The organism is Streptomyces sp. NPDC043878 (assembly GCF_056435735.1).
The window spans coordinates 1-18,700 of the sequence record NZ_JBWKDW010000045.1 but is presented as its reverse complement, the minus strand read 5'-3'; the positions used below and the strand labels follow the sequence as shown (position 1 = coordinate 18,700).

Below are 18,700 nucleotides of genomic sequence, written 5' to 3'. Positions count from 1 at the left end.
CCGCGAGGGGTCGGGGTCGGTCAGCCGAAGCGACCGGAGATGTAGTCCTCCGTGGCCTGGACCGAGGGGTTGGAGAAGATGCGCTCGGTGTCGTCGATCTCGATCAGCCTGCCGGGCTGGCCGACCGCCGACAGGTTGAAGAAGGCCGTGCGGTCGGAGACGCGGGCGGCCTGCTGCATGTTGTGCGTCACGATGACGATCGTGAAGCGTTCCTTCAGCTCGCCGATCAGGTCCTCGATGGCGAGCGTGGAGATCGGGTCCAGGGCCGAGCACGGCTCGTCCATCAGCAGGACGTTCGGCTCCACCGCGATCGCCCGCGCGATGCACAGCCGCTGCTGCTGACCGCCGGACAGGCCCGAACCGGGCTTGTTGAGGCGGTCCTTGACCTCGTTCCAGAGGTTCGCGCCCTTGAGGGACTTCTCGACGACGTCCGCGAGCTCGGTCTTCTTGTAGCTGCCGTTGAGGCGCAGGCCCGCCGCCACGTTGTCGAAGATCGACATCGTGGGGAACGGGTTCGGGCGCTGGAAGACCATGCCGACCTCGCGGCGGACGGACACCGGGTCTATGCCGGCGCCGTACAGGTCCTCGTCGTCCAGGAGCACCTTGCCCTCGACGCGTCCGCCCACGGTGACCTCGTGCATGCGGTTGAGGGTGCGCAGGAACGTCGACTTGCCGCAGCCGGAGGGGCCGATGAAGGCCGTCACCGAGCGGGGCTCGACGGTCATCGAGATGTCCTCGATCGCCTTGTGGGCGCTGTAGTAGGCGGTGAGTCCGCTTACGTCGATTCGCTTGGCCATGTCTCTACTTCACTTCCGGGTTCAGTCGCCGATGGCCGCGTCAGCGACCGGTCTTCGGGGCCTTCCAGCGGGCGATGCCGCGGGCCACCAGGTTCAGGATCATCACGAAGGCGATCAGCGTCAGCGACGCCGCCCAGGCCCTGTCGTAGGCCGCGCCCGAGCCCGCGCTGTTCGCGTACTGCTGATAGATGTACAGCGGCAGCGACGCCTGCGCACCCTCGAAGGGGTTGGCGTTGATGAACGGGTTGCCCCACACCAGGAGCAGGACGGGAGCCGTCTCGCCCGCGATACGGGCGATCGCCAGCATGATGCCCGTGGTGATGCCGCCGATGGACGTCGGCAGGACCACCTTCAGGATGGTGCGCCACTTCGGGATGCCGAGCGCGAGGGACGCCTCGCGCAGCTCGTTCGGTACGAGTTTGAGCATCTCCTCGGTGGAGCGCACGACGACCGGCATCATCAGGATCGCCAGCGCGAGCGAGCCGGCGAAGCCGAAGGGCTGCATCTCGAAGATCAGCATGAGGCTGAGGATGAACAGACCGGCGACGATCGACGGGATGCCGGTCATCACGTCGACGAAGAAGGTGATGGCCCGGGAGAGGTTGCCCCGCCCGTACTCGACCAGGTAGACGGCGGTCAGCACACCGATCGGCGCGGCGATCAGCGTGGCGAGGCCGACCTGCTCCAGGCTGCCGAGGATCGCGGCGTAGATGCCGCCGCCCGGCTCGGAGTCGGCGACCACGCCCATCGAGTGGGTCAGGAAGTAGAAGTCGAGGACCTTGATGCCGCGGGAGACGGTCACCCAGACCAGGGAGACCAGCGGCACCACGGCGAGCACGAACGCCACCCACACGAACGAGGTCGCGATGCGGTCCTTGGCCTGGCGGCGGCCCTCGACGCGGGCGGCGATGCCGTACGTGCCGATGAGGAAGAGGAGCGCGGCGATCAGGCCCCACTGGACCTTGCTGTCCAGGCCCGCGGCCAGACCGATGCCGGCGCCGACCACGACCGAGCCGACGATGACGCCGTACGGGAACCACTTCGGGAGGCTCGCGCCGCGCAGGGTGCTGGGGCGCGGCTCGATGACGGTGTTGCTCATGCGTTGGCCCCCGAGTACTCCTTGCGGCGGGCGATGATCGCGCGGGCCGCGCCGTTGACCAGCAGCGTGATGACGAACAGGACCAGACCGGAGGCGATGAGCGCGTCACGGCCCTGCGTGGTGGCCTCACCGAACTTGCTGGCGATGTTCTGGGCGAAGGTGCCGCCGCCCGGGTCGAGCAGGCTGGCCTGGATGTCGAAGGTCGGGGAGAGCACGGTGGCGACGGCCATCGTCTCGCCGAGCGCGCGGCCGAGGCCGAGCATCGAGGCGGAGATCACACCGGAGCGGCCGAAGGGGATGACCGCGATGCGCACGACCTCCCAGCGGGTGGCGCCCAGGGCGAGGGCCGCCTCCTCGTGCATCTGCGGGACCTGCCGGAAGACCTCGCGGCTCACGTTGGTGATGATCGGCAGGATCATGATCGCGAGCAGGACGCCGACCGTCAGCATCGACCGGGGGGCTCCGCCGTCCCAGGAGAAGATGCCGGTCCAGCCGAGGTATTCGTCGAGCCAGCCGAAGAGTCCGGTCATGCGCGGGACGAGGATCAGCGCGCCCCACAGGCCGTAGACGATGGAGGGCACCGCGGCGAGCAGGTCCACCACGTAGGAGATGACACCGCTCAGCTTGCGCGGGGCGTAGTGCGTGAGGAACAGCGCGATGGCCACCGCGATCGGGACCGCGATGACCATGGCGATGATCGAGGAGACCACCGTGCCGAAGGCCAGGACGGCGATGCCGAACACCGGCGGGTTCAGGTTGGTGTTCCACTCGAAGGTGGTGAGGAAGTTCCCGTCGTCCTTGCTGATCGCGAGGGACGCCCGGTAGGTCAGGAAGACCGCGATCGCGGCCATGACCACCAACAGGAAGATGCCCGACCCGCGGGAGAGACCGAGGAAGATCCGGTCACCGGGTCGGGTGGCACCGCGGGCCGCGCGCTTCTGCTCGGCTTCGGTGGGCTGGGGGGCGGGGGGAGGTGCTTCGGTGTTCTGTGTCGTTATGTCCATCGGGTTCTCCGGTCTGCGGGGCCGCACGTGTGCGGACCCCTGGCGGCGGTGCACCGGACGATGCGGCCCGGTCCCCCGCGGGGGACCGGGCCGCACTCGGGTCAGCTCAGGCCGTCGATCGTGGTGCGGACCTTGGCGATGATGTCCGCGGGGATCGGGGCGTACTTGTTGGCGGTCAGGACGTTCTGGCCGTCCTCGGAGGCGATGTAGCGCAGGAACGCCTTCGTGGCGGGCAGGGTCGCCGCCTTGTTGCCCTTGTCACAGACGATCTCGTAGGTGACGAGGGTGATCGGGTACGCGCCGTCGGCCTTGGTCGCGTAGTTCAGCTGGAGCGAGAGGTCCGAGCCCGTGCCGACGACCTTGGCGTCCGCGATGGCCTTGGTGGCGTTCTCGACGGTGGCCTCGACCGGGGCGCTGGCGCCGGTGTCGATGCTGACCGGCTTGACCGCGTCACCGACGTAGGAGAGCTCGAAGTAGCCGATGGCGCCGTTGGTCTGCTTGACCTGCTGGGCCACGCCGGAGGAGCCGGCGGCCGACTGGCCGCCCTTGGCCTGCCACGCCTTGCCGCCCTCGTAGGGCCAGTCGGCCTTGGCGGAGGCGATCAGGTACTTGGTGAAGTTGTCCGTGGTGCCGGACTCGTCCGAGCGGTGGAACGCCTGGATCTTGAGGTCGGGGAGCGTGGCGTCGGGGTTCAGCGCCTTGATCGCCTTGTCGTTCCAGTTCGTGATCTTGTCGTTGAAGATCAGCGCCAGGGTCTTGGCGTCCAGGATCAGGTTGTCGACACCGGCGACGTTGTAACCGAGGGCGATCGGGCCGCCGACCATCGGGAGGTCGATGCCCTGGCCGCCGGAGCAGACCTTCTTGGAGGCGGTGACCTCTTCGGGCTTCAGCGCGGAGTCGGAGCCGGCGAAGGCGACCTGGCCCTGCGTGAACGCCGTGACACCGGCGCCGGAGCCGCCGCCCTTGTAGTTGATCTGCACGCCGGAGCAGGCCTGCGTGAACTGCTTGACCCAGGCGTCGATCGCGTTCTTCTGCGCGGACGAGCCGTCGGCCAGGAGCTGGCCCTTGGCGTCGTCACACTTGATCGAACTGGCGTTGGCGGACGACGAGGCGCTGCTGCCCGAGCCGCTGCCGGTGTCGTCCGAGCCGCACGCCGTGAGGGCCAGGGCGCCGGAGACCGCGAGAGCACCGAGGGAGAGGGCCCGCCGGTTCATGCGCTGAAGCTTCACTTGAGGGAGTTCCTTCCAGGAGCCGCCGTCCTGAACCGGCGGCGTGCGAAGACTGAGAGATGCGGCCGCGTACTGCGAGGTACGTGGCGCATCGCGTAAGGCCGAAATTAGGCAGAAGAGGTGAAGGCGCCTATGGCCGAAGGTGAACGGGGGGTGAACCCCTGCGGTCGGTGTGGTTAGGTCACGGAACGCTCACGTCGAGGACACGGAGTCATCCCGACGGTGTGTCCCGACATGTCCGGACTATGTCAGATCCGGCACCTGGAGCAAGTCGTCCACCAGAGCCCGGTCCCTCGGTTGGGTCAGGCGGTCACGGGCCGCCGTGGGGGAGAGCCAGAGAACGCGGTCCACCTCGTCGTTCGGGATGAAACCGCCGGAGGCGGCCTCGGCCGCCCAGTAGCGCACCTGCTTGGGGCGTCCGTCGGCGGTGTAGCGCACGGTCGGCAGCCGGGTGCCGGGAACGGCGGTGTAGCCCGTCTCCTCGGCGGTCTCACGCAGCGCGCCCGCCAGGGGCTCCTCGCCCGGCTTCAGCTTGCCTTTGGGATGTGACCAGTCGTCGTACTTCGGCCGGTGGACCAGGCAGATCTCCAGTCTCCCGCCGGCCGGGGAGCGCCGCCACAGGACGCAGCCGGCCGCCTGCACCGTGCTGTCACCGGAACGCGTCACCGGTGGATCACCGCCTCCTGGTCGGGTGCGCCGGGGGTCCGCCCACGGTCAGGGCGCGTGGACGGCTCGCTTCAGCCACGACTGCTGGAAGGTGAACCGGGCCGCCTCCACCTCGTGCCGCTGGTCGGCGTGGAGCACGCCGAGCGCGTACGCCGTGGCCGGCGCGATGCGCGGGGTGCGGGCCGCCGAGGCGGCGGCGGCCGCGGCCTCGGACGCGTCCCGGTGCCGGTCGAGGGCCTGGCCCGCGCTCACCAGCCGGACGTCCACCGGGGCGGTGTCGCCCTGGAGCACCTCGCGGGTGTAGCGGTGCAGGCGCAGCAGCAGCCGGACCTGGTGCCAGGGGGCGTCCTGGGGATGCGGGGCCGGGTCCGGGGACAGGCCGTGGATGAGGGCCTCGGCGTTGTAGGGGCTGCCCGCGGTCACCAGCGGCAGCGTCACCACGGCGTCCCGCAGGCGTTCCTCGGCGGCGGAGGCGAGCGGGTCGAGCGCGGTCGCGGGCGCCGCCGGGGTGAGGGGCACCTCGCTGGCCAGTACGGCGATGCTGTCGGCGACCGCGTGGAAGCGGCTCGACCCCAGTGCCTGGAGGGCTGTGGAGTGGGCCCTGGTCCGGGCGAGCGTCAGCTGGCGTTCGAGCAGGGCGCCCGCCTTCGCGGCGCCGACCGTGAGGTTGCCGCGCTCCGGGACCGCCGTACGGCCGGCCGGGGGGCCGGATTCGGCCACGGCCGCGCTGTCCGCGCCGGCGCCGCGAACGGCCGCGGCGGGGCCGGTCCGGCTGCCGCCGACCGCGGACGGCGTCTGGGCGGGCAGGGTCGCCCCCGACAGCCGGTGCAGCGCCAGCAGCAGCCGCTCCAGGCGGGCCTGGTAGGCGTGCTCGGTGGTCAGCATGCCCGACAGCCAGGCCAGTTCGGGGCGCAGGGACTCCGACCAGTCCGGGTCGAGCAGGGGGCGGAAGGTGTGCAGGCTGCCGCTGATGCGGCGGACCGAGCGGCGCAGGGCGCGGGCCGCGTCGGCGGAGTCCGCCGATCCGGTCGCCGGCCCGCCACCGCTCTCCCGGTGCAGCCGCAGGGCGCGGAGGAACTCCGTGGCCTGCGCCCGCAGATAGTCCGCGAGGGCGTCGCCGGTCGGGGGGCCGTCCCGCTCCGGCGCGGCCGGGAGCCGGGCGGAGGGTCCGGCCGCGGACTGTGTCGGGTCAAGGTGTTGCTGTGCCACGCCGGCGCCTCCGGGCGTCTATGAGCATCTCCTGGACGTTGCGCAGGGGCTGGCCGTCCGCGTCGGTCGAGTGCCGGGCCCATTCCCCGTCGGGGCCGAGGTGCCAGGAGGCGGTGGTGTCGGACATACCGGTCTCCAGGAGCCGGTTGAGGGATGCGCGGTGGGCCGGATCGGTGACCCTGACCAGGGCCTCGATCCGGCGGTCGAGGTTGCGGTGCATCATGTCGGCGCTGCCGAGCCACACTTCGGGTTCGCCGCCGTTGCCGAAGGCGAACACCCGCGAGTGTTCGAGGAAACGGCCGAGGATCGAGCGGACCCGGACGTTCTCCGACAGGCCGGCCACGCCCGGGCGCACCGCGCAGATGCCGCGCACCCACACGTCGACCGGGACGCCCTCCTGGGACGCGCGGTACAGCGAGTCGATGATCGCCTCGTCCACCATCGAGTTGACCTTGATGCGGATGAAGGCGGGGCGCCCGGCACGGTGGTGCTGGACCTCCTTGTTGATCCGCGCGATCAGGCCGTCGCGCAGGGACTTGGGGGCGACGAGCAGCCGGCGGTAGGTCTCCCGGCGCGAGTAGCCGGACAGCCGGTTGAACAGGTCCGAGAGGTCGGCGCCGACCTGCGGGTCTGCCGTGAGCAGGCCGAGGTCCTCGTAGAGGCGGGCCGTCTTCGGGTGGTAGTTGCCGGTGCCGACGTGGCAGTAGCGCCGCAGCGTGTCGCCTTCCTGGCGCACCACCAGGGACAGCTTGCAGTGGGTCTTGAGGCCGACCAGGCCGTAGACGACGTGGCAGCCGGCCTCCTCCAGCTTGCGCGCCCACTTGATGTTGGCGTGCTCGTCGAACCGGGCCTTGATCTCGACCAGGACGAGGACCTGCTTGCCGGACTCGGCGGCGTCGATGAGGGCGTCGACTATCGGGGAGTCGCCCGAGGTGCGGTAGAGGGTCTGCTTGATGGCGAGGACGTCGGGGTCGCCCGCCGCCTGCTCCAGGAACGCCTGCACGGAGGTGGAGAAGGAGTCGTAGGGGTGGTGCAGCAGCACGTCCCGGTTGCGCAGGGCGGCGAAGATGTCGGGCGCGGAGGCCGACTCCACCTCGGCGAGGTCACGGTGGGTGCCGGCGATGAACTTCTGGTACTTCAGCTCGGGCCGGTCGAGGCTGTGGATGCGGAAGAGGCCGGTGAGGTCCAGGGGACCCGGCAGCGGATACACCTCCGCCTCGCTGATCTTCAGCTCGCGCACCAGCAGGTCGAGCACCTCGCGGTCGATGGACTCCTCGACCTCCAGCCGCACCGGCGGCCCGAAGCGGCGCCGCATGAGCTCCTTCTCCAGGGCCTGGAGCAGGTTCTCGGCGTCGTCCTCCTCGACTTCGAGGTCCTCGTTGCGGGTGAGCCGGAACGCGTGGTGCTCCAGCACCTCCATGCCCGGGAACAGCTCCTCCAGGTGGGCGCCGATGACGTCCTCGATGGGCACGTAGCGGCCGGGGGAGCTCTCCAGGAAGCGGGACAGCAGCGGGGGCACCTTGACGCGGGCGAAGTGGCGGTGGCCGCTGACCGGGTTGCGGACGATGACCGCGAGGTTGAGCGAGAGACCCGAGATGTACGGGAAGGGGTGCGCGGGGTCGACGGCCAGCGGGGTCAGCACCGGGAAGATCTGGTGCCGGAAGAGCGTGAACAGGCGGGCCTGTTCCTTCTCGGTCAGCTCGCTCCAGCGGACCAGGTGGATGCCCTCCTCCGCCAGGGAGGGGGCGATGTCCTCGTGGTAGCAGGCGGCGTGCCGGGCCATGAGCTCACGCGAGCGGGCCCAGATCATCTCCAGCACCTCGCGGGGCTGGAGGCCGGACGCGGACCGGGTGGCGACACCGGTGGCGATACGGCGCTTCAGACCGGCCACCCGGACCATGAAGAACTCGTCCAGGTTGCTGGCGAAGATCGCGAGGAAGTTCGCCCGTTCCAGCAGCGGAGTGTCCGGGTCCTCGGCCAGTTCCAGGACACGCTCGTTGAAGGCGAGCCAGCTGCGCTCCCGGTCGAGGAAACGACCCTGCGGCAGCTGCGGACCGTCGTAGGGCGACTCCTCGTACTCGTCGAGGTCGGCATCGAGGTCGGGTTCCAGGTCGGAGACCACCGCCGCCACCGTGTGCGGGCGGTGCGCGGCTATGGAGCCCACGGAGGGCTGCGCGTGCTGGACCTGTGCCTGTGCGTCTGGCTGACTCATGGAGCCATTCTTCCGCGCCGGGAGGGGAATGGGCGCGTCGGACAGCGCGGGAGGGAGCGCGGCGACAGCGCGGACGCCTGCGGTCCCCGCGCTCGGAGGGGTTCCGTCCGGCGGTGGCGAGGGCTCTGGCACGGCGGGCTTCATTCGCCGAGCGTCGCAAGCCCGTCTGAACCACTGGTTACGGGGACATGGCGTGCGGGATATCTGGGGGCGGCTCGCGGACGTCCACCTACGCCGCCCGCCGGACACCCCTCCCCCCGTGGAAGGACGTACGACGGCCGGCGGGGCTCGGGCGGCAGGGCGGCGGAGGGATCCGCGACGGCCGGTGGCTCAGGCGGTACGGCGGCGCAGCAGGTGGAACGCCGTCAGGGCGAGCAGGGCGGTGACGGCCAGGACCACTCCGGTCTCCATGAGCTGGAGGGGCCAGTAGTGGGAGTGGGGGTGGTAGTCGCGGTAGCGGCCGACGGCGTCCATCCGGTGGTAGAGGGTGGCGCACTGCGGGACGTCGGTGCTGCCGCAGTGGGGGTCGGCGACGTGTGCGCCGGTGGAGGTGAGGATGCCCGTGTCGACGGTGATGCCCCCGCCGGAGGGGCCCCCGGCGCGGAGCGCGGCGACGCTGGTGACGGTGGGCCACAGGCGGGGCATGAGCAGGTGGGCCGCGCCCCACAGGAGGGCGGAGGCGCCCACCCCGGTGCCGAGTGCGGCCAGGGAGCGGCCCAGCACCAGGCCCGCGAGGGCGCCGATGACCAGGCCGGCCAGGGCCAGGGCGACGAGGGCGGGGCCGCCCGCGTAGAAGGTCGGCGTGTCGTACCAGGACTTGGCGTTGTCGATGCGGCCGTCGCCCGCCGACCAGGCCAGGTGGTGCAGCAGGACCAGCAGGCCGGTGCCCGCGGCGGTCAGCGCCCCCGGCGCGAGGAGTTTCGCGGCGAGCCAGCGGGCGGGGGAGACGCCCTGGGTCCAGGCCAGCCGGGTGGTGCCCTGCTCCAGTTCGCGGCCGGTCAGCGCGGCGCCCGCCCAGGCCGCCACCAGGAGCGGGAGCGCGACGACGGCGGTGGTCGCGTACTGGTAGACGTCCTTGTAGCCCAGGATCGCGTCCTGGTCGTACCGGCACGGGCCGTTCATCCCGCAGGCGTCGTACTGCTTCCAGGCCGCCGCCGCCGCGTCGGTGAGCGGGCCGCCCAGCCACAGCAGCGCGGCGCCGAGCACGACGACGAGGCAGGTCCAGACGTACAGGGCGGGGCGGTGCAGCCGCAGCAGCCAGCGGACCAGGCGGGGCGCGGACGGGCCGGGCCGGACGGCGGCGGGGGCGGGGGAGGTCAGGGTGCTCACGCGATGTTCTCCGGGGTCTTGGCCGGGGCGGCCGGGTTCTTGACCGGCGCGTCGGGGTTGCGCAGGTGGGCGAGGAGCAGCTCTTCCAGGGAGGGCGGGCCGGTGCGCCAGTCGGCCGGGACCGGGCCCGCCGGGCGGATCAGCGCGGAGAGGCTGCGGCCGGCGGTCCGGGACTCCACGACGGTGTGCGGTGCGAGGGGGGTGTCCGCGGGGGCGGACACCCGCAGGTGCGCCCCGAGCAGCTCGTCCAGTCCGCCGGCCAGCCGGATGCGGCCGCCGCCGACCAGCAGCAGGTGGTCGCAGGACTCCTCCAGTTCGGCGACGACGTGCGAGGACATCACGATCGTCGTGCCGTGCCGGGCCGCCTGGCCCATCAGGACGCCCATCAGTTCGTGCCGGGCCAGCGGGTCGAGGTCGGCCATCGGCTCGTCCAGCAGGAGCAGCTCGGGCCGTTTGCCGAGGGCGAGGGCGAGGGCCACCCGGGTGCGCTGGCCGCCGGACAGCGAGCGGATGTGCTTGGCCGGGTCGAGGTCGCCGGCGGCCACGATCCGGTCGGCGGTGGGCGCGTCCCAGCGGGCGGGGTTGAGGTCGGCGCCCATCCGCAGCGTCTCGGCGACCGTGAGCTGCGGGTACAGCGGCTTGTCCTGGGCGACGAAGGCGACGCGGGTACGGGCGGCGGCCGGGTCGGTGCCGAGGACGCTGACGGTGCCCTCGGTCGGGACGAGCAGCCCGGCGGCCAGGGCGAGCAGGGTGGACTTGCCGGCGCCGTTGGGCCCGACGACGGCGCAGACGCGGCCGGCCGGCAGCCGGAAGGAGCAGTCGCGCAGCGCCCAGCCCCCTCGCCGTCCGTAGCGTCTGCCGAGGCCGGCGGCCTCCAGGGCGGTGGCTGCGGAGTCGGTCATGACGGGTCCCCCTGGGAGTGCGGGTGCGCGGATGCGGCGGCGGGCTGGGTGAAGTGCTGGTCGAGTACGGCGGTGAAGAGGGCGGCGACGTCGTCGCGGTCCAGTCCGGCCTCGCGGGCCCGGGCCGCCCACGCGTCCAGCTCGCCGTGCAGCGGGGAGTCGGCCGGGGTGGTGCCGAGCGAGCGCCGGACGAAGGTGCCGAGTCCCCGGCGGGCCTCGACCAGCCCCTCGCGCTCCAGCTCGCGGTATGCCTTGAGGACGGTGTTGGGGTTGATGGCGGTGGCCTCGACGACCTCGCGGGCCGTGGGCAGCCGGTCGCCCGGCACGAGGTGTCCCAGACGCAGCGCCTGCTTGGTCTGCTGGACGATCTGGACGTAGGTGGCCACCCCGCTGTGCCGGTCGATGCGGTACTCCACCACTCGACAACACCCTTTCACTAATTGAGTAGTGAAAGGGTGTTGTAAGCGGGCCCGAAAAGTCAAGCGTGGTTTCGTGAACCGTTCGGCCCGGCCGGTCCGATGAGGAGACGTGAGCGGAGAGAGAAGCGACGGGGAACTGCTGCGGGCCATCGCGGCGGACGGTGACCGGCGCGCCTTCGAGGAGCTGTACCGGCGGTTCGCGCCATGGCTGACCGCCCGGCTGCGCGGCCGCTGCGCCGACGCGGCGATCGTCGACGACGTCGTACAGGAGACGTTCCTCGCCGTGTGGCGGGGCACCGCGCGCTACCGGGAGGACGGGAACGCCGGAGACGCCGCCGGCTGGCTGTGGCGCATCGGCTCCCGGCGGCTGGTCGACGCGCTGCGCGGCGACGGGGCACGCGGCCGGCTGCGGCAGGCACTGGCACGGCTGCGACACCGCGACGAGGCGTCCGCGGAGGAACGCGTCCTCGCCGGAGTCGAACACGGGGACCTCGCCGGGGCCCTGGTGCGGCTGTCACCGGAACTGCGCGCGGTGCTCCAGGCCACGGTCATCGACGGACTGACGACCCGGGAGGCGGCCGTTCTGCTCGGGATACCGCCCGGCACGGTCAAGACGCGGGCGATGCGGGCCCGTAAGCAACTGCGGGAGGCGCTGGCATGACCTGGCACGTATCCGAGGAGGACCTGCGGGCCTACGCCCGGGGCGCGTTGGCGCCCCCCGCGCTCTGGTCCGCCGACACCCATCTGACCGCCTGCGCCACCTGCCGGGCCGCCCTCGCCGGCGCCGGCGACCCCGCCGCCCTCGACGCCGGCTGGGAACGGCTGGACGCCGAACTCGACGCGCCCCGGCCGGGCCGGATCGAGTCGCTCCTGGTGCGGCTCGGGGTGGCCGAGCACACCGCCCGGCTGCTCGCGGCCACGCCCGTGCTGCGCCGTTCCTGGCTCGGCGCCGTCTCCGCCGTGCTCACCCTGACCGTCCTCGCCACCCACCTGGCCCGCGGCACCAACTCGCCCACGCTGTTCCTCGCGCTCGCCCCGCTGCTGCCGCTCGGCGGCGTCGCCCTGGCGTACGGGCCCCGGCTGGACCCGACGTACGAGATGACCGTCGTCTCACCTCTGCACGGCTTCCGGCTGCTGATGATCCGGACCGTCGCCGTGCTCGTCGCCGGCCTCGGCCTCGACGGACTCGCCACCCTCGCCCTGCCCGGCTACGGGCTGAGCGCCCTCGGCTGGCTGCTGCCCGCGCTCGCCCTCACCACGACCGGGCTGGCGCTGACCCCCCGGCTCGGGCCGGTCCTCGCGCCCGGCGCGGTCGGCGTGGGCTGGGCGGTCCTGCTGTGGGTGGCCCGCGCGGCCGCCGACGGCCGGACTCTCGCACCCTTCACCGCGGCCGGACAGGGCGCGGCCGCGGCCGTCGCCGTCCTCGCCGCCGCCCTGCTGTTCGCTGCCCGCGACCGGTTCGACTTCTCCCTCAGGAGTGCCGCATGACCCCCACCGTCTCCGCCGTCGGGCTGAGTCTCCGCTACGGCCCCACCCGCGCCCTCGACGACGTGTCGCTGCGGCTGACACGGGGCGTCACCGGGCTGCTCGGCCCCAACGGGGCGGGCAAGACGACCCTGTTGAGGGTGCTCGCCACGGCCGTGCCCGCCGACCGGGGCGCCTTCACCGTGCTCGGCCAGGACCCGGGGACTGCGCTCGGCCGGCAGGAGGTGCGGCGACGGCTCGGCTATCTGCCGCAGACCCCCGGCCTCCACCCCGACTTCACTGCCTTCGAGTTCGTCGACTACGTGGCGATCCTCAAGGAGCTCACCGACCGCGCGGCCCGCCACCGGGAGGTGCGGCGCGTCCTGGACCAGGTCGACCTCAGCGACGTACGCGGCAGGCGGATCAAGAAGCTGTCCGGCGGCATGCGGCAGCGGGTCGCGCTGGCCGCCGCGCTCGTGGGCGACCCCGGCTTCCTCGTCCTGGACGAGCCGACCGTCGGTCTCGACCCCGAACAGCGCATGCGCTTCCGGGAGTTGATCGCCGACGCCGGAGAGGGCCGCACGGTCCTGCTGTCCACCCACCAGACCGAGGACGTCGCGATGCTCTGCCACCGGGTCCTGGTCATGGCGGCCGGACACATCCGGTTCGACGGCACCCCCGCCGAGCTGACCGCCCGGGCGGACGGCCGGGTGTGGAGCAGCACCGAACGCGCCCCCGGCGCGCTGGCGGGCTGGCGCACCGGCACCGGCTCCTTCCGCAACGTGGGCGATCCGCCGCCCGGCGCCGACCTCCTCGAACCGACCCTGGAGGACGGCTACCTCCTCACCCTCGACGGCGCGCACGCGGAGGTGGCGGCATGAGCGGCACCCTCCTCGAGGCGGCCCCGGCCGCCGTGACGACGCGGCCCGGCCGCGCGTTGCCCGCCGTGTCCGCCCTCGCCCGGTTCGAGGCCCGCAGGCTGCTGCTGCGCGTCCCCGTGTTCCTCGCGCTGGCCGCGTACGCCGCCTGGATCGGGTGGAGCACCCACACCGCCCAGGAGGGCTTCCCGGCCCTCCAGGACGCCGACCGCGCCACCCAGTCCGGGCCGCTGCTGGTCGGCCTCGCCGTACTGCTGTGCGTGAACAGCGCGATGCTGCGCTCCCGGCGCCACGACACCGAGCGGCACTTCTCCGTCCTGGTGCTCCAGCCGTGGCAGCGCACGGCCGCCCACGTGCTGTCCGTGGTCCCGGTCGCGGTGCTCGTCACGGTGGCCGTGGGCGTCCAGTTCGGCTGGCAGGCCCTGCGGTCCGGCGCGATCGGACACGGCTCACCGGCCGAACTGCTCGTCGGCCCGCTGTGCGTGCTGCTCCTCGGGGCGGTCGGCGCGCTGCTCGCCCGACTGATGACCTCGCTCGTCGCGGCCCCGCTGCTGCTCGTGTTCTGCCTCCTGGTGTTCCTCCTCGGGACGGTCCCCCAGGACAGCGACACCACCAGGTGGCTGTACCCGGTGATCGGCGAGAGCACCACCAACACGCTGCCGTCCGACCTGCTGGGCCGGCCCGCCGGCTGGCACGCCCTGTACCTCCTCGGCCTCGCCCTGACCGCGGCCCTGCTCGCGCTCCTGGTCCGCGCCGGCCGCACCCCGCACATCCTCAAGGCGGCCGCCGGCGGAGCGCTCGCGCTGGCGGTGCTGGGCGGGGTGGGCCAGACGGCAGGCGTCCCGGCCGGGGTGACCGCGGCCCGCGAACGGGTCTCCGTCACCCCGGAGAAGGAACAGACCTGCGTCCGCGAGGGCCGCTCGACGTACTGCGCCTTCCCCGAGTGGACGCCGTGGACCGGCACCTGGGCCGGGACGGCGGACCGGGTCCAGTCCCTGGCCGGCGGCACCGCGGCCACCCGCCCGCTGCTCGTACGGCAGCGCGTCGAGGCCCGCTACGGCCTCTCCACCGACAGCGCGATCGACCCGCTGACCAAGCCCCACCAGGTCAGCGTCGGTACGGCCTGGGGCGGCAACCGCGTCCCCGAGTTCTCCGTCGCCGTCGCCGCGGTCCTGGTGGCCGGGAACGAGAAGGCGGGCAGCGAACTGTGCGACGGCCGGATGGTCACCGTCATGTGGCTGGCGCTCGGCGCGCAGCCCGACCCGCTGTCCTCCCTGAGCCACGTACGCCTCGACGACAGCGTGACCGGAGCGGCGATCGTCCTCGCCCCGACCGAGCCGCTGTCCATGACGACCGCGCAGACGGAGGTCGTACGGGAGCTGCTGGACCGCCCGCGCGCGGAGGTCACGGCGAAGGTGAAGGCGCACTGGACCGAGCTGACCGCCCCCAAGGTGACCGCGGCACGCGCGGCGGAACTGCTGGGCGTCGCCGCACCGAAGGGCGAGGACACGTGCGATCGGTGACACCGTGGACGCAGCCGGAAACGGACACGGGGACCGCGAAGACAGGGCGAGGCGCGGTGTGGTGGGCGCTGGTGTCCCCGGTCCGGCGCACGCTGCCGTGGCGGATGCTGGGCGGCGCCGCCACCGCGGGGCTGCTGCTCGCCGCGCTGCCGCGTCTGTTCGCCGGTGACATCGACGCCCGGCTGACGCTCAACCTGCTGCGCGCCGCGGTCCTGGCCCTCGCGACGGGCCTGGCGTTCCTGCTGGACGACCCGGCCCGCGAGGCCACGGCGGCCGTACCGACCCGCCGGCCGGTCCGGCAGGCGCTGCGGCTCGCCCTCGTCGCCCCGCTCGCCGCGCTGTGGTGGACGGCCGCGCTGCTCCTGGTCCCGGCGGGCCTGCGGCCCCCGTCGGCCGCCATCACCCTGGAGGCGGCCACCACCCTCGCCCTGGCTCCGGCCGCCGCGGCCGCCGCACTGCGCTTCGGCGCGCGAGCGCGCCCGGGCCCCCCGGTGGCGGCCGGCCTCCTGTTCACCGCCACCCTCGCCCCGCTGCTCCTGCCGGACCGCTGGACCCTGTTCACGACCCCGCAGGCAGACAACTGGCAGTCGGCCCACGACCGCTGGACGGTGGTCCTGATCGCGGCGGCGGTGGTGTGGACGGCGTGCGGAGCGGAGCCGCTGCGGCGGCGACACGTCCGACGTGCTCTCGGTCCGTCCGGGGGAGCTTGACCAGCCCGTCGGGGCGTGGCAGGCGGGCCGTTCCTCTCAGCCCGTCCGGCGTCCGAGGACGAGGCCGTTCAGGCCGGAGCGGGGACCTGGGGGCGGCAGCCCCCGGCGACACCCGTATCGGCGCCGGTGACGAACGAACCGGTGCCGGTGACACCCGTACCGGTGCCGGTGACACCCGTACCGGCGCCGGACATCACGTCTCCGTCCGGTACATCAGATCCGTCTCGTACGTCCCGAACCCCAGCCGCTCGTACACCGCCACGGCCGCCTTGTTGTCGGCGTCGACGTACAGCATGGCCGTCGGCAGCCCCTGCCCCGCCAGATGCCGCAGCCCCACCGTGGTGAGCGCCTTGCCCAGCCCGCCGCCCTGCGCGCCCGGCCGCACCCCGAGGACGTACACCTCGCCGAGCCGTTCCGCCGTGTGCACCTTGGTCCAGTGGAAGCCGGCCAGTTCGTCCCCCCGGAAGGCGAGGAAGAAACCCGCCGGGTCGAACCACGGTTCCCCCATCCGGTCCTCCAGGTCGCGCTGGGTGAGGGACCCCTGCTCGGGATGGTGGGCGAAGGCGGCGGCGTTGACGGCGAGCCAGGCCGCGTCGTCCGCGCCGGGCTTGAAGGTCCGTACGGTCACGCCCTCGGGGAACACCGGTTCGGGCAGGTCGAGGTCGTCCAACGAGCGGCGCATCTGGCGCAGTTCACGGAACAGGGTGAGACCGAGGACCTGGGCGAGGTGCCGGGCGGCGGAGTGGCCGCCGTGCGCCCACACCCGCAGCCGTTTCCCGGACGCGGCGAGCAGGGCGGAGCCCAGCGCCCGCCCGTGTCCGTGGCCGCGGTGCGCGGGGTGCACGACCAGTTCGGCGGTCGGCGCCTCGACCGGGTCGGTGTCCTCCAGCTGGGCGTAGCCGACGAGTTCGGCGCCGGCGGTCAGCAGCAGATGAGCCACTCCCGGCCGCTCGCCGCCGCGCAGCTGGAGCCGTCCCTGTTCGGACACCGCCTGCTGTCCGTCGTTCCGGGCGGCCTCGGCGAGCAGTGCGAGCACGGCCTCGGTCTGCTCGGGGGTGAGCGCGGAGTGGGTCTCGATGGAGCGGGGGATACCGGGCCGTTCGGTGTCGTCGCTGGTCATGCGTACGAGGGTAAGCGGAGGGCCCCGCAAAGTGGCGGCAAAGGGCAGGGCAAAGGGAAACCAGGATGTAACTCCTAACCCCCTGTCGCGCTACGCGCGTTGACCCTAGGCTGCGCCGGACGGAGCCACGAACCCAGCCAACCCACAGGGGGGCGAATGCCAGCCATGTCCCAGCCGCCGGGCGACCGCCGCAGACGTCGTACGTACCGAGTCCTCGCCGCGGCCGGCGCTCTGGTCACCGTGGGTGCCCTGGCCGCCGCGCTGCCGGCGACGGCCTCCGCCGGTGAGGGCCACGGCAGGCCCGGTCATCACCAGCCGAGCCGCTACCAGGACGTACAACTGCTGTCCTTCAACGACCTGCACGGCAACCTGGAGCCGCCGTCCGGGTCCTCCGGCCGGGTCACCGAGCTCCAGGCGGACGGCACGACCAAGACGATCGACGCGGGTGGTGTCGAGTACCTCGCGACCCATCTGCGCCAGGCCCGCGAGGGCAACCCGTACTCCATCACCGCCGCCGGCGGCGACCTGGTCGGCGCGTCCCCGCTGATCTCGGGCCTCTTCCACGACGAGCCCACCATCGAGGCGCTGAACAAGCTCGACCTCGACGTGACGAGCGTCGGCAACCACGAGTTCGACGAGGGCGCCAGGGAACTGGCCCGCCTGCAGAACGGCGGCTGCCACCCGACCGACGGCTGCTACACGGGCAAGAAGTTCAAGGGCGCCGACTTCCCCTACCTCGCCGCCAACGTCCTCGACGAGAAGACCGGCAGGCCGATCCTCAGGCCCTACTGGGTGTGGAAGAAGAAGGACGTCAAGATCGGCTTCATCGGCGTGACCCTGGAGGGCACCCCGGGCATCGTCTCCGCCGACGGCGTCAAGGGCCTCGCCTTCAAGGACGAGGTCGAGACGATCAACAAGTACGCCAAGGTCCTCCAGCGGCAGGGCGTGCAGTCGATCGTCGCCCTGATCCACGAGGGCGGACTGCCCGCCTCGTCGTCGTACAACTACGACTGCGACTCGGCCGGCGCGGGGTCCGGCGTCTCCGGCCCCATCGTCGACATCGCCAGGAACATCAGCCCGTCCGTGGACGCGCTGGTCACCGGCCACACCCACACCGCGTACGTGTGCACGATCCCCGACCCGGCGGGCAACCCCCGCATGGTCACCTCGGCCGCGTCCTTCGGCCGCCTCTACACCGACACCACGCTCACCTACGACCGCCGCACCCACGACATCGCCCGTACGGCCGTGACGTCGGCGAACCACGTGGTCACCCGGGACGTGCCCAGGGCGAGCGACCTGACCGAGCTGATCAGCAGGTGGAACGCGCTCGCCGCGCCCATCGGCAACCGGCCGATCGGCTACATCTCCGCCGACATCCCGAACACCGGCACCGAGTCCCCCATGGGTGACCTGATCGCCGACGCGCAACTCGCCCACGGCAAGTCCCTCGACCCCGAGACCGACCTGGCGCTGATGAACCCCGGCGGTGTCCGGGCCGGGCTCACCTACGCGGCCAAGGGCGCCGAGGGCGACGGGGTGGTGACCTACGCGGAGGGCTTCACGGTCCAGCCGTTCGCCAACACCGTGAACCTGCAGAACTTCACCGGCGCCCAGGTCGTCCAGGCGCTCAAGGAGCAGGTGAGCGGGGTGAACGCGAGCGCGCCGAAGATCCTCCAGGTCTCCTCGGGCCTGACGTACACGCTGGACCTGACGAAGACGGGCGCGGACCGGGTGGTCGCCGACTCCGTCAGGCTCAACGGCGCGGCCATCGACCCGTCCGCCACCTACCGGGTCGCCACGAACAGCTTCCTCGCGGGCGGCGGCGACGGCTTCCCCACCCTGGGGCAGGGCACCGGTGACCTCGTCGGCTCCGACGACCTCGCGGCCCTGGCGCAGTACATGACGGCCAACTCCTCGGCCACCGCCCCGATCGCGCCGTCGGCCGCGAACCGGATCACGATCGTGCAGTAGGCACGATCGTGCGGTAGCCGCACAAGCACAAGCACCAGCACCACGCCAGCACCAGCACCACGCCAGCACCAGCACCACGCCAGCACCGAGGGGGGGGGGGGGGGGGGGGGGGGGGGGGGGGGGGGGGGGGGGGGGGGGGGGGGGGGTTTTTGTTTCCCCCCCTTT

General features: G+C 72.6%; 18 protein-coding genes. 6 read left to right on the top strand and 12 right to left on the bottom strand.

The annotated features are described in order from the left end of the window. Nucleotides 1-20: 20 nt before the first annotated feature. From pstB to AC07AZ_RS36900, 10 genes are all read right to left on the bottom strand, one after another. Entirely contained in the window at nt 21-797 is a 777-nt protein-coding gene (pstB, locus tag AC07AZ_RS36945) for a phosphate ABC transporter ATP-binding protein PstB (protein WP_478855140.1), read from the bottom strand. 40 nt (nt 798-837) lie between these two features. Continuing rightward, a complete protein-coding gene (gene pstA, locus AC07AZ_RS36940) occupies nt 838-1,896 on the bottom strand; it encodes a phosphate ABC transporter permease PstA (RefSeq protein WP_478855139.1) in 1,059 nt (352 codons plus the stop codon). Then, on the bottom strand, nt 1,893-2,900 hold the full coding sequence (gene pstC / locus AC07AZ_RS36935) for a phosphate ABC transporter permease subunit PstC (RefSeq protein WP_478855138.1): 1,008 nt from the start codon (nt 2,898-2,900) through the stop codon (nt 1,893-1,895). The genes pstA and pstC overlap by 4 nt, the downstream gene beginning before the upstream one ends. Nucleotides 2,901-3,001: 101 nt before the next feature. Further along, the gene (pstS, locus tag AC07AZ_RS36930) at nt 3,002-4,129 is read right to left on the bottom strand and encodes a phosphate ABC transporter substrate-binding protein PstS (RefSeq protein WP_478855137.1); all 1,128 of its coding nucleotides are present in this window, start codon (nt 4,127-4,129) and stop codon (nt 3,002-3,004) included. Nucleotides 4,130-4,372: 243 nt separating this feature from the next. Beyond that, nucleotides 4,373-4,795 carry an NUDIX hydrolase gene (locus tag AC07AZ_RS36925; RefSeq protein WP_478855136.1) on the bottom strand — a complete coding sequence of 141 codons (423 nt, stop codon included), beginning with the start codon at nt 4,793-4,795 and terminating at the stop codon, nt 4,373-4,375. Nucleotides 4,796-4,843: 48 nt separating this feature from the next. After that, a complete protein-coding gene (locus AC07AZ_RS36920; RefSeq protein WP_478855135.1) occupies nt 4,844-6,004 on the bottom strand; it encodes a CHAD domain-containing protein in 1,161 nt (386 codons plus the stop codon). Next, nucleotides 5,985-8,216: an RNA degradosome polyphosphate kinase gene (locus AC07AZ_RS36915; RefSeq protein WP_478855134.1), complete on the bottom strand. Its 2,232-nt coding sequence runs from the start codon at nt 8,214-8,216 to the stop codon at nt 5,985-5,987. Before AC07AZ_RS36915 ends, AC07AZ_RS36920 begins: the two co-directional genes overlap by 20 nt. A gap of 330 nt (nt 8,217-8,546) precedes the next feature. Further along, on the bottom strand, nt 8,547-9,536 hold the full coding sequence (locus tag AC07AZ_RS36910; RefSeq protein ID WP_478855161.1) for an ABC transporter permease: 990 nt from the start codon (nt 9,534-9,536) through the stop codon (nt 8,547-8,549). A 5-nt stretch (nt 9,537-9,541) separates the two neighbouring features. After that, nucleotides 9,542-10,447: an ABC transporter ATP-binding protein gene (locus tag AC07AZ_RS36905; protein WP_478855133.1), complete on the bottom strand. Its 906-nt coding sequence runs from the start codon at nt 10,445-10,447 to the stop codon at nt 9,542-9,544. Beyond that, a complete protein-coding gene (locus tag AC07AZ_RS36900; protein WP_478855132.1) occupies nt 10,444-10,866 on the bottom strand; it encodes a GntR family transcriptional regulator in 423 nt (140 codons plus the stop codon). The genes AC07AZ_RS36905 and AC07AZ_RS36900 overlap by 4 nt, the downstream gene beginning before the upstream one ends. A 109-nt stretch (nt 10,867-10,975) precedes the next feature. Here AC07AZ_RS36900 and AC07AZ_RS36895 point away from each other — a divergent pair, with 109 nt between their 5' ends. Genes AC07AZ_RS36895 through AC07AZ_RS36875 form a run of 5 tightly spaced genes read left to right on the top strand, consistent with a single transcriptional unit; the run spans nt 10,976 to nt 15,441 of the window. Beyond that, the gene (locus AC07AZ_RS36895) at nt 10,976-11,527 is read left to right on the top strand and encodes an RNA polymerase sigma factor (protein ID WP_478855131.1); all 552 of its coding nucleotides are present in this window, start codon (nt 10,976-10,978) and stop codon (nt 11,525-11,527) included. Then, nucleotides 11,524-12,354 (top strand): zf-HC2 domain-containing protein, encoded by an 831-nt coding sequence (locus tag AC07AZ_RS36890; RefSeq protein ID WP_478855130.1) that lies wholly within the window; start codon nt 11,524-11,526, stop codon nt 12,352-12,354. The genes AC07AZ_RS36895 and AC07AZ_RS36890 overlap by 4 nt, the downstream gene beginning before the upstream one ends. Then, a complete protein-coding gene (locus tag AC07AZ_RS36885) occupies nt 12,351-13,211 on the top strand; it encodes an ABC transporter ATP-binding protein (RefSeq protein ID WP_478855129.1) in 861 nt (286 codons plus the stop codon). The genes AC07AZ_RS36890 and AC07AZ_RS36885 overlap by 4 nt, the downstream gene beginning before the upstream one ends. Further along, complete coding sequence (locus tag AC07AZ_RS36880; protein WP_478855128.1) at nt 13,208-14,731, top strand: ABC transporter permease; 1,524 nt, start codon at nt 13,208-13,210, stop codon at nt 14,729-14,731. Before AC07AZ_RS36885 ends, AC07AZ_RS36880 begins: the two co-directional genes overlap by 4 nt. Beyond that, nucleotides 14,728-15,441: an ABC transporter gene (locus AC07AZ_RS36875; RefSeq protein WP_478855127.1), complete on the top strand. Its 714-nt coding sequence runs from the start codon at nt 14,728-14,730 to the stop codon at nt 15,439-15,441. Before AC07AZ_RS36880 ends, AC07AZ_RS36875 begins: the two co-directional genes overlap by 4 nt. A gap of 68 nt (nt 15,442-15,509) precedes the next feature. Here the strand turns inward: AC07AZ_RS36875 and AC07AZ_RS36870 are convergent, their stop codons facing one another. Then, nucleotides 15,510-15,635: a hypothetical protein gene (locus tag AC07AZ_RS36870; protein ID WP_478855126.1), complete on the bottom strand. Its 126-nt coding sequence runs from the start codon at nt 15,633-15,635 to the stop codon at nt 15,510-15,512. Next, nucleotides 15,635-16,561, bottom strand: coding sequence for a mycothiol synthase (mshD, locus tag AC07AZ_RS36865; protein ID WP_478855125.1), 927 nt, complete (start codon nt 16,559-16,561; stop codon nt 15,635-15,637). The genes AC07AZ_RS36870 and mshD overlap by 1 nt, the downstream gene beginning before the upstream one ends. Before the next feature lie 156 nt (nt 16,562-16,717). Here mshD and AC07AZ_RS36860 point away from each other — a divergent pair, with 156 nt between their 5' ends. Continuing rightward, nucleotides 16,718-18,535, top strand: coding sequence for a bifunctional metallophosphatase/5'-nucleotidase (locus AC07AZ_RS36860; protein ID WP_478855124.1), 1,818 nt, complete (start codon nt 16,718-16,720; stop codon nt 18,533-18,535). Nucleotides 18,536-18,700: the final 165 nt, after the last annotated feature.